Below are 10,486 nucleotides of genomic sequence, written 5' to 3' on the forward strand. Positions count from 1 at the left end.
GAATTACGCAACAAAGCCGTTATGATGGTGAAGATTTAGTTGGAAAATATCATAATGTAATTCGCCATATTGATATGCCTAAAGCAGCTTTTAAAAACCTATGGGGCCATATTGAATCTGGAAATAATTGGATGGGTATGGTTAAAAATCAACGAAAAGATGGAGGCTACTACTGGGTTGATGCTTTTGTTAGTCCTTTAAAAGAGAATGGTGAAATTGTTGAGTATCAGTCTGTGCGCGTTAAGCCAAAGAAGGAATATATTGAAAGAGCAGATAAAGCTTATAGCACCTTAAATAGAGGGAAAAAACCCCTTAAGTTAATATTTCCAAAAACCCGATTGTGGCAGCGTCAAGTATTACTATCAAGTACTTGTTCTTTTGTTGCGTATAATGTTTACTTTTCACTGAACCTTACAATATTTCAATTGTTGCTACTTTATCTTTTACTTAGTTCACTATCTATCTATGCTCTGACTCGTCGACTAGATAAGATTTGTAAATCAGCTCGCAGTGAATACCATAATCCTCTTATGGAACAAATATATTTTGGAAAAGTCGATGACTTATCTGAAATTCAATTGGCAATGAAAGCCCAAAAACAATATTCAAACTCTTTATTAGGTAGAGTTCGTATTTCAGTAAGTGAATCCTGTGATTTTACACTACAACAGGCAAACGAGGCTCTAATGTCAAATGTAGCCGTATCTGAAAACCTTGAAAATCAGAAGGCTGACATCGATATGGTCGCAACAGCAATTCATGAAATGCAAGCCGCCTCAAGTGAGATCTCTCAAAATGCACAAGCTACATTAGAGTCGACGTTCAATGCGCAACAAGATCTTTCATACTGTCAACAACAACTAAATCTAGTTGAATCGAGTTTTGTGGGACTAGCTAACGAATTAAATAGCATTTCAACAATGTCACAACAGGTCGCATTCGATACTCAAAAGATAAATTCTGTTGTTGATATGATTAATTCTATATCTGAGCAAACTAATTTACTTGCTCTTAATGCAGCTATTGAGGCCGCAAGGGCTGGTGACTCAGGAAGAGGCTTCGCAGTTGTTGCTGATGAAGTCAGAGCTCTAGCTCAAAAAACACGAAAATCGACTAATGAAATCCGGATCGTAATAGAGAAGTTATGTCAACGAAGTAACCAATCAGTGACTGCGGTAACTAAAGGGCAAGAGAAGTCCCTACTTACTCAAAGCACAATTAGGTCAACACTTGAAAGCATATCTTCTTTGAATTGTAAGGTTCAAGATGTCGTTGATAGGAATAATCAAATTGCAGTAGCTATAGAAGAGCAAGTATGCGTATCAGAAGAAATTAACAAGAATATTATTTCAATTTATAGCAAAGCAGAGAATTCGTGTGATGTAGTAAAACTAAGTAAATTACAACATAATAATAGTGTTGATAGCTTAGTCGAGCTGAAAAAAACGATAGAAAGATTCTAAATACTTTGAAAGCTAGTGTTGGATTTATTGTGGGCGGGATGTTGTTTAGAATATATTTATAAGGTGTTGATGATCTATTTATGCGTGAGCTTATAGCAGTTATTATTTTTCGCTATACAAATTATGAAGGTGTAAATAGAATGTTTATTGTAAAATTAGGGGAGTTCAAACATGGCTTATCGATGGGCTACATTTACTAATCGACATCCAATATTAGGATTTGGATGTGAGGTTTTCGTTATTATACTTTCAATTGTTTCCGTATCATTGCCGCTTATATCGGAAAGTTTATCAGCGATAGGGGTGTCCGCATGCCTGACAACTTTATGTTTTATCCTGTTTTCGTTATTTTTAAGGAGTGATAAGTTACGTAGAAATATACATGGATGAATATAACTCGGCTCTTTACTTGATAAGATTCCATACAGTACAGGATTCAAAGTCACCCTCGGAACTAATGCTATTTTGCAACTGGCTATCTCAACAACCTTTTGGTGCTTTGGTTCTTCTGGTTGGTGATGGGCAGGCTATTCATCGTAATGAAATGCAGTTAGATCAAATGCTAGCGGATCTCGATGTTGCCGTTAGTACGCAAGATCGAAGAGTGACGCCAGTAATGCCTTCATTACATGCCAATAAGATGAAGCTTATAAGTCCAATCAAGAAGGACGTATTTAATCTAAAGACACCGATTCGCCAGTCATATACCGAAGACTTAGATAAATGGATTGAAGCAGTTCTCTCTAATAACCCAGAGCGCGCACGTGAAGTTTGTTTAACCATTCAAGCTCACTATCCATTGTGTGTCACACAAAGCAAAGATTCGGCCGAAAGTTACGCATCTGAGTTACAAAACACTTTGCATGAGGGAAATTGTAAACCTGACGCTTTTAGAAGTGGCTGGTTGATGTCGAGCCGTGGTGGCAAGTTCATCGATGAAGTACAAAAAGACAAGTTTAAGGTAGGGAAGAACATTGGCCCGTGGTACGTAGAGCCTCCAAGCTCTAAGAACTCATGTTGTCGATTTGAGGCTGCGTGTACGGAGTTTAGTTGCCAGGGTTTAGAGTTGTCTTTGGCGCTGTTTAATTGGGGGAACGACTTGCTATATCGAGATGGTCTACTCGTTCTGTCCGAGGACAATCGTCATCGTCGCCAATATAACCATTACACAGAAGGGAGTTATCGAGTACTACTTAGTCGAGGTCGTAGTGGGCTAGTGATTAAGTGCGATGATGGTGAAACTTTCGAATACTTAAAAAGCTGTGGAATGCGGGTGATCTAATTTACTTTTTTTAAGATCTAATTACGGAATGGCATTTCTTAAATTTAATGTTTATGATTTAGAACAGCTTTTAACTGGCCGATTCATATTATTATCCAATGGTTTGCTTAGTTTGTAGTCTGAATGTCATTGCCATTCTTAATGACTAAGCTGAGTTTTGACTTTTTAAGACGAGAGTGGGGTAAGAGTGAGCCGACAAAAAAGTCTAATTGGCTGGATAGATTTTTCATCTACAGAACGAGAACGCGTATCTCAAGTACTCTCAATGTTACAAGAGAAAGGTACACTTGATGAGTTGGGTATAGGACAAATCAGGGATGCTTTTGCCGATCAGCTTTTTCCGGGTTTTTCTACTATCCAAACCCGCGCTAAGTACTTTGTCACTATCCCCTATATATTTCATGACTACCGTAAGTTAGAGCCTAATGAGCGTCCTCTTCTGGCTGAATATATTAGCCAGCAAGAAGATAGATTAGCTATATGTTTAGTTGAAAACCATCAACACGATATGCCTTATGGGATTATTGGTAAAGACAGTTTAGAAAAGGGCGTTGCTCGAAAGCCATCTTCGGTTTATTGGAACGGATTACGCCAGTTATCTATCGCTAATACGGAGCTGTCTTTAAAAGAGTTTGTTAACCAGTACCAAGAGCTAGCAAACAACAAGAGCGAAACCCATATTGATGACGATGGGCAGCATTCTGATATTGCGCAACTGATGACGAAACCCGATGGTTACAGTGAATCTTGGTTAAACCAAGTATCAATAAAACTTACACGTAAAGAAGCTGATTACCTCAAAAATAAACTACAGCTATCGAGTAAGATTGAACATAGTGTCCCTGCTCAGTTATTCAAGCACAACCTTGTTGGTGAAGCTTTGCAAGTGGCTGATATGGTTGTCCATAATGGATGGCAGGCCGAAGCCCTTTATGAAAAGTTAAAAGGTTTTCCTATTTCCGATCAAACGAAAACATGTTTTGAAAAAGCGCTGGAATTTAGCTTTGTTCTTGAAGGCGCTCATATTCGTTACAACATCCTCATAGCCCAACGTGCCAAAAATATCGTACTGATTGAACAGTTAAATGAAGAGTTTGATGTTTGGTTGAACCAAGCTCATAAACAGCCTACGAGCTTTGAACAGCAGAGCATCGACAACTGGTATGAGTTTGCTTTCGGACCACATAAAAGCGCAAACAATCGCACACGTCAGTTTATCGAAAACTGGTGTACCTTGATTCGCGAGAATGTCTCTGTCGATAAGTTGGATGCATGTGTGAAGCAGCAAGCGGTAGCAAATAAAGGGGCACGGTGTTTGCTGAAAAAAGCCCTCAGTGAAAACCAAAAGTGGGTTGGAATGCGCAAACTAGAATTTCGTTGGCCTTCTGCCAGAGTCATTTTACAAGATATCCAGGAGGGGCTAGATGTTAGTGCCGGATAAAAATCGCTTAGATTATGGCGAACAGCTTATCGCTCCCGAAGGTTATGAGCTTACTCATGCTATCGCAACGACGTATAGCTTGGACTTGAATACTTTACTGACAGTGCCTATTGCCATGTGTTTTGGCCATACCTTAGAAGGTTCGGTTGAGCACATGAGAATTGCGCTGTTGGAAGCGTTAGGAATGTTGGGAGATAAACTTACGGTTTTCTACCAACAAGGCAATATTAAGTTGCCAGATAAGTACAACAGCTTATTTGGCTTGTTGGAAAGCAGTCTTATTCCAGTAGTTCCAAACGCAGGAGAGTCGAACTCTGCGTTTTCATCATTTCACCCAAAACTGTGGTTACTTCGATTTGAAAGCCCAAATGAAAATCAAAACGTAAAATACCGTTTGATAGTTTTATCACGTAATTTAACTTTTGATCGAAGTTGGGATCTTAGCGCTGTAATTAACGGAGAATCAAGAGGGAAGCGAAAACCAGCCAATCGTCCGTTGATTGACTTTTTTGATGAGATTTACAGTAGTTCATCAACGAAATCATTTGACGATATGATTGACCCGCAAGAGTTAGTTAGAGTGCTTTGGGATAAGCCAGATAACATCAGTGAACTCGGTTTTCTCTCTACCATTTTTGATGAGAGCAACAAACGACGGCATCCAATCCGTTTAGAGAATGGTAATCAAACTATGCTTGCAGTCTCTCCTTTTATCCGAGGTGGTGGCAAAGTAGGAGCTTTAGACTGGCTCAGTACCTTTGCTCCTGAGGACCAACGTTACTTATTTAGCCGCAAAGAAGAGCTCGACATGGTTGGTGAGAAAGTCTTGGATGGTTGGCACTGTTATGCACTGAATGAACACCTGGTCGATGCAGAAGAAAATGAGGAAATGGACCAGTCCCCATTTGTAGAGAATGACCTCAATTTACATGCGAAGCTATTGGTTGTAGATGAAACTGACTCTACTTCCAGCTGGCACCTTGGTTCGGCGAATACAACTCAAGCTGCTATGGGCGACAACTCTAGTTCCCCGCGTAATAGTGAATTCATGCTTCGTTTAACGGGATCTAAAGATCAAATTGGTGTTCATTCATTGATTGAACAATGGGTTAATGAGTACGGAACTGGCTTATTCACAAAGCATGAGTTCAGCGAACTAGAACAAATTGAAGAAGAAGACTCTGATCGAGTCCTCCGTCTATTAGAGTTCAGCCTAATTAAGACCGATTGGAAACTTGAAGTTAATACGAACGGTGACGATGAATATCAGTTGACCTTAAAGGGGACTCAGGTTGATATTCCGTCGAATTTTGAGGTTAAGGTTTCTACATTGAGCGCGTCTCAGCCTCGTCCACTAGCTTGTGAAGTTATCTGGGACGGTCTTAAACCTTCCCAAATTAGTGCGCTAATTCATTTTGAAATATCAGAAAACGATTCAGTGGCTAAGAACTTAGTCGTTCAAGCTCAAATTACGTTTAATTGTAACTTGGATCGTGGAAAGGCAATTACCAATGAATTACTTGAAAATCGCGCGCAGTTTATGAGTTATATCGCGATGCTGTTACATATCGACCCAAGTAAGCAAGATTTGATGAACAGTTTGCAAAAAGGGGGCGTTGAGGGTGCTGGTAGTGTGTTCTTCACTAAAGACAGCGTGATCTACGAAAAACTGATGCGAGCAGCTGCGTTAAGTCCAGAGTTGCTTGAGAGAATTGATCGTTTGCAAGCGCAAGTCGATGAAAGGATTATTCCAGATGAGTTCAAGACGTTATGGGGCGTGTTCTCATCATTTGTGCCATCCAAGTAGTACTTCATAAATAGTCGTAAGAATAAGAAGATAATTAAGTTATGACACACGAGATTGTAGAACAACTAAACGGTGTATTAGCGGGTCTTAAGGACTTTCAAAAGGCAACCGTTGATCAGACTATTAATAAGTATCAACTAGTTGAACATAGCCATCGAATACTTGTTGCTGATGAGGTGGGGTTAGGAAAAACTATCGTCGCCAAAGGTGTCATTGCTCAATTACTGAAAAGGCATGTTGGGGTCAATACGATTAAATCGATGCGTGTCATCTATATATGTTCCAATCTTGCATTGGCAGATGAGAATCGCCAAAAGCTGGCGCTCTTTAATGGTGAAGATGCAAAGCGATGGGTGAAGCCATCAACATTTGGGCGTCTGGTTGAACTGGCTCTCAAGCCCAAACATTCAGAAATAAACGATGAGCACGTAATTGAAGTGTGTACATTAACACCTTCGACTTCCTTCACATTAACAGCGGGGGCGGGTAACTGTCGGGAAAGAGCGATCTTAGCTGTTCTGTTGTCTCAAACGACTAACTTATGTGAAGTCGTGAAACCAGTTCGTGAGCTATTCAAAACCAACCAGATTACCAGAGAGGATCGATGGGAAGATGAATTGAGGTATCTGGATCAATATTTTGATACAGATCCGTTAGTTGTATCTCAGCTTGAAAGCCGCTTGACTATGCCTTGTGAATCTAGAGTGTTAAACGAACGCTTTGCATCACTTCAAGAGGCTGCACTCTTCCTCGTTAATTGTTGGATTGAAGACTCAGGTGAAACCGATGAAACTAGCCATCTATTTTACCATTTTAGAGTGGAAATTCGTCGACTGGTGGCGCGTTGTTGTGCTGGAAGCTTGCAAGCAGACTTGTTCATCCTAGACGAGTTCCAACGTTTTCAATCGTTAACAGACCAAAGCTCAGACTCTGAAGAGTCATTAATTGCTAGGCAGGTATTTAATGATAAGGGCGAAACCAAAAAGGAAAAATCCAAAGTACTTTTGTTATCGGCAACGCCTTTTAAAGCGATGACGACAATTAACGATGAGGACGATGAAAGCAGTCATCATGAACAACTGCATAAGTTACTAGATTTTTTATCACACAATGACGTGGATTTTATATCTCAATACGAAATGAGTCGTAATCTTCTTCATGATGATATGTTAACCCTGTCGTCAGGCTTTTCAGATTTTGAATCTATCAGTGAAACCAATGCACGTTCAGTCGAAAAGTTATTGCGGGAGTATATTGCCAGAACCGAACGAAGCCAAATTAGCAAAGGTTTTGAGCAGCTTATTCATTCCAATGAGCTATGTTGCGGTTCTGACTTTGGAGTTGAAGAAGTTCAAGGTTACAGAGCGATCGAAGCGTTAAACACTGCCTTGCCTAAGGGGCGAGGAGGCGTATCTCTTATAGAGTTTGCTAAGTCAGCACCTTGGGCTATCTCTTTCCTCAATGGTTATGCTTTTAAAGAATTGTACCACCGTAATATCAATAACCCTGATGTACGAAAGTTGCTTAGAAAGTCCCGAAGCAGCGAGCAAACTCAAGCTTGGCTATCTCAAAGCGATGTTCAAAACTATAAATTGAACGTTGAACAAAGTGCCCCGAATGCGAAGATCAAAGCATTAAGTAAAGTTATATTCGATCGATCGCCTGAGAACTTGCTTTGGTCTCCGCCTTGCAAACCTTACTATCAATTCGGCGGTGTTTTTAAAGGAAATGAGAATTTTACCAAGACGTTGCTATTTTCATCGTGGGCGCTTGTACCTAAGGCTTTAAGCTGTCTTTGGACTTATGAGGCTGAACGTCGAGTATTAAAGGGGAAGGGTAAAAGGCCGCAGTATCATAGCGGTAAGACTGCTTCACCTTTACTTCGATTTGAAGGCCAATCTACTCTCAACGTTTGGCATTTACTTTATCCTTGTAAGTCTCTAGCTGAAGTGTCGTATATCGATGGGAGCCTTGATGAGATTTTGGCACAACAAACATTATTAATTCAGAGTAAATTGGCTTATTTAAAGCAATACGAAAGTTATGACAAGACAAATAGCGATTGGTATGTACTCGCACCTATGCTGCTGGATCGACAAGCTGGGAAGATAGATCATTTCGAGAATTGGTTAGAGGTGATTGAGTCTCGCTTGAACACAGAAGGCCGTATTAAGCATTTTGCCAAAATTAAGCAGTACTTTGAGGACTGTGATTCATTGTCTTTAGGTAAAATGCCTGATGACTTGGCCACAGTGTTGGCATACTCCAGCTTAGCGAATCCTGCTACCTGCGCATTGAGGACCATTCAAACTCTGTGGTCAGAAAGCACCGATGAACTTAACTTGGTTAATTACTCTGTCCAGTTTGCTGAGCTTACAACCAGGCTATTTAACCATGAGTACGCTATCCCAATCGTGAAACGTAACATTAAACACACTCTGATATCAGGGCAGACAGCTTCACCTGCTTGGTATAAGGTTTTGGTTTATTGCGCGCATGGTAATTATCAATCAATGCTCGATGAATATTGTCACTTACTAGCGACATCAGGCAGTGATTTACATGCAGCAACGAGTAAACTTGAGCATGCGATGGGAATACGAAGCTCATCTGAACAAGTTCATTTCTGGGAAAGTAGAACAAAAGCAAAAGATAAATGTTCATCGTCGATGCGTTGTCATTTTGCTGTTCCGCTCGGTAATCAAAAACTCAATGATGATAGTGGCTTGAAACGAGTGGTGAGTGTACGTGACGCGTTTAACTCCCCGTTCCGACCATTCGTTTTGAGTTCTACATCGATAGGTCAAGAAGGGCTCGACTTTCATTGGTATTGCCGTCGAGTCGTTCATTGGAACTTACCCAACAATCCCATCGATATTGAGCAACGAGAAGGGCGGGTGAACAGGTATAAGTCGCTTGTCGTTCGTCAACGTATAGCAGAAAACTACACGCTAGATATTGGCAATAAAGCGGATGTTTGGGGGCAGCTCTTTGAACAAGCAGCCAATGGTGATACGAACAAAACGAGTGATTTAGAGCCGTACTGGTTTACTCCTAATGGGACGGCTCAAATTGAACGAATTGTACCGACTTACCCAATGAGTAAGGAAGTTGCAAAATACGCAGAAGTAAAAAAAATACTGGTGCTCTATCGCTTAGCATTTGGACAGCCAAGGCAACAAGAACTTTTGGAAAGCTTCACAGCCTGCAATATAGAAAGTGAAGGATTTAATCGAGTAAAGGACTCGTTGATCATCGACCTTGCCCCGTTGAATGCTATTTAATTTTTCTCCACCAGCTTTTACTGGTGGGGACTGTATTATTTTAATGCACTCAATCTCGTATTGGGCTCCAAATCATTGTTCATTCCCCAATTTTCCCATATTCTCTCAACATCAGTTCTGATGAATAAAACCAACATGAGATAACACTCTGAATGGTAGACCAAATTTTAACCTTGAAAGAGGTGGCTGCTTACCTAAAGTTGGCCGAAAAAACAGCATATAGATTAGCAAGCGAAGGAAAGCTTCCTGGTTTCAAAGTCGGCGGTTCTTGGCGCTTCAAACGTGAAGACCTTGAGGCGTGGATAGAAGAGAATAAGAGCAAGTAATGACATTAATAAACCTCAAAGACTTAGAAGCGCACCTTTGGCATGCGGCCCACATCATTACGGGGCCAATCGACGCTTCTTCCCTTCAGTGTCATCAGAGCAGGTCTCAGAAGCTTTGGTAAGCATTGGTTATTTACCTGAGTCATCAGAACTCATTGCGAACTTATGCACACTAGATAACGTTTTACCACAAGGTTCTCCGGCAAGTCCCGTCTTATCAAACCTTGTCATGCAAGGTATAGACAGAGAACTCCTATGCTTGGCAGACAAACATAGCTTGAAAGTTTCTCGTTACGCTGATGATATTGTGTTTTCTGGAGCAGGTCCTTTTAATGACGAGCTTCCGCAAGCTCTTGATAGCTTATTTGAACAAAGTTCTTTTTCGTTAAACCGAGATAAAACATTCTTTGCCGATGCAGATAAGGGGCAAAGACTCAAAGTCCACGGGTTGTTAGTCAAGGAACATAAAGTTGTTCTAACCAAAGGTTATCGTAATAAAATTAGGGCTTTTAAATATATGCTTGAACAAGGAAAAGTCTGTGAAGATGATCTGCCTCGTTTACAAGGACACCTTACCTGCTTTCATGTAGGCACTAAGGTTTATTAGCATAACAAATATGAGTAGGTGAGAAATACAGCTGAGCTGATTGATGCTGTCGATTCTTGGTATGCGTGAAAGTAATAAGGCCGCGGTAGGTAATTGTCGCAGGGAATGTTCTTAGCCCTTAATATTGGTTAAGTGTTTCATGTAAAAATGGGCTTTTAATGAGCCCATTTCAATTTATACTAAATATATGTTTTACAGATACGGTCTTCTTCGTACCTATCAGATACTGGCGAAAGGTAGTCAGTCAATGAGTCTATCTGAAGTGGCATAGTGAAT

7 protein-coding genes are annotated in these 10,486 nt (G+C 40.5%); all 7 read left to right on the forward strand.

The annotated features are described in order from the left end of the window. Positions 1-1,463 (forward strand): methyl-accepting chemotaxis protein (locus tag BCT49_RS10345; RefSeq protein WP_102435143.1); only part of this gene is annotated, 1,463 nt, incomplete at its 5' end. 457 nt (positions 1,464-1,920) lie between these two features. Then, entirely contained in the window at positions 1,921-2,745 is an 825-nt protein-coding gene (locus BCT49_RS10355; RefSeq protein ID WP_241908053.1) for a DNA/RNA helicase domain-containing protein, read from the forward strand. A gap of 187 nt (positions 2,746-2,932) precedes the next feature. Beyond that, positions 2,933-4,186 carry a DUF6361 family protein gene (locus tag BCT49_RS10360; protein ID WP_102435148.1) on the forward strand — a complete coding sequence of 418 codons (1,254 nt, stop codon included), beginning with the start codon at positions 2,933-2,935 and terminating at the stop codon, positions 4,184-4,186. Then, on the forward strand, positions 4,170-5,993 hold the full coding sequence (locus tag BCT49_RS10365; protein WP_102435145.1) for a phospholipase D family protein: 1,824 nt from the start codon (positions 4,170-4,172) through the stop codon (positions 5,991-5,993). Before BCT49_RS10360 ends, BCT49_RS10365 begins: the two co-directional genes overlap by 17 nt. Positions 5,994-6,034: 41 nt before the next feature. Then, positions 6,035-9,277 carry a DEAD/DEAH box helicase gene (locus BCT49_RS10370; protein WP_102435146.1) on the forward strand — a complete coding sequence of 1,081 codons (3,243 nt, stop codon included), beginning with the start codon at positions 6,035-6,037 and terminating at the stop codon, positions 9,275-9,277. A gap of 152 nt (positions 9,278-9,429) precedes the next feature. Continuing rightward, complete coding sequence (mads1, locus tag BCT49_RS10375) at positions 9,430-9,603, forward strand: methylation-associated defense system helix-turn-helix domain-containing protein MAD1 (RefSeq protein ID WP_102416605.1); 174 nt, start codon at positions 9,430-9,432, stop codon at positions 9,601-9,603. Positions 9,604-9,691: 88 nt separating this feature from the next. After that, complete coding sequence (locus BCT49_RS10380; RefSeq protein WP_241908054.1) at positions 9,692-10,210, forward strand: reverse transcriptase family protein; 519 nt, start codon at positions 9,692-9,694, stop codon at positions 10,208-10,210. The last annotated feature ends 276 nt before the right edge of the window (positions 10,211-10,486 follow it).

The sequence above is a fragment of the Vibrio lentus genome (assembly GCF_002875945.1).
GTDB classification, from domain to species: Bacteria; Pseudomonadota; Gammaproteobacteria; order Enterobacterales; family Vibrionaceae; genus Vibrio; species Vibrio apostichopi.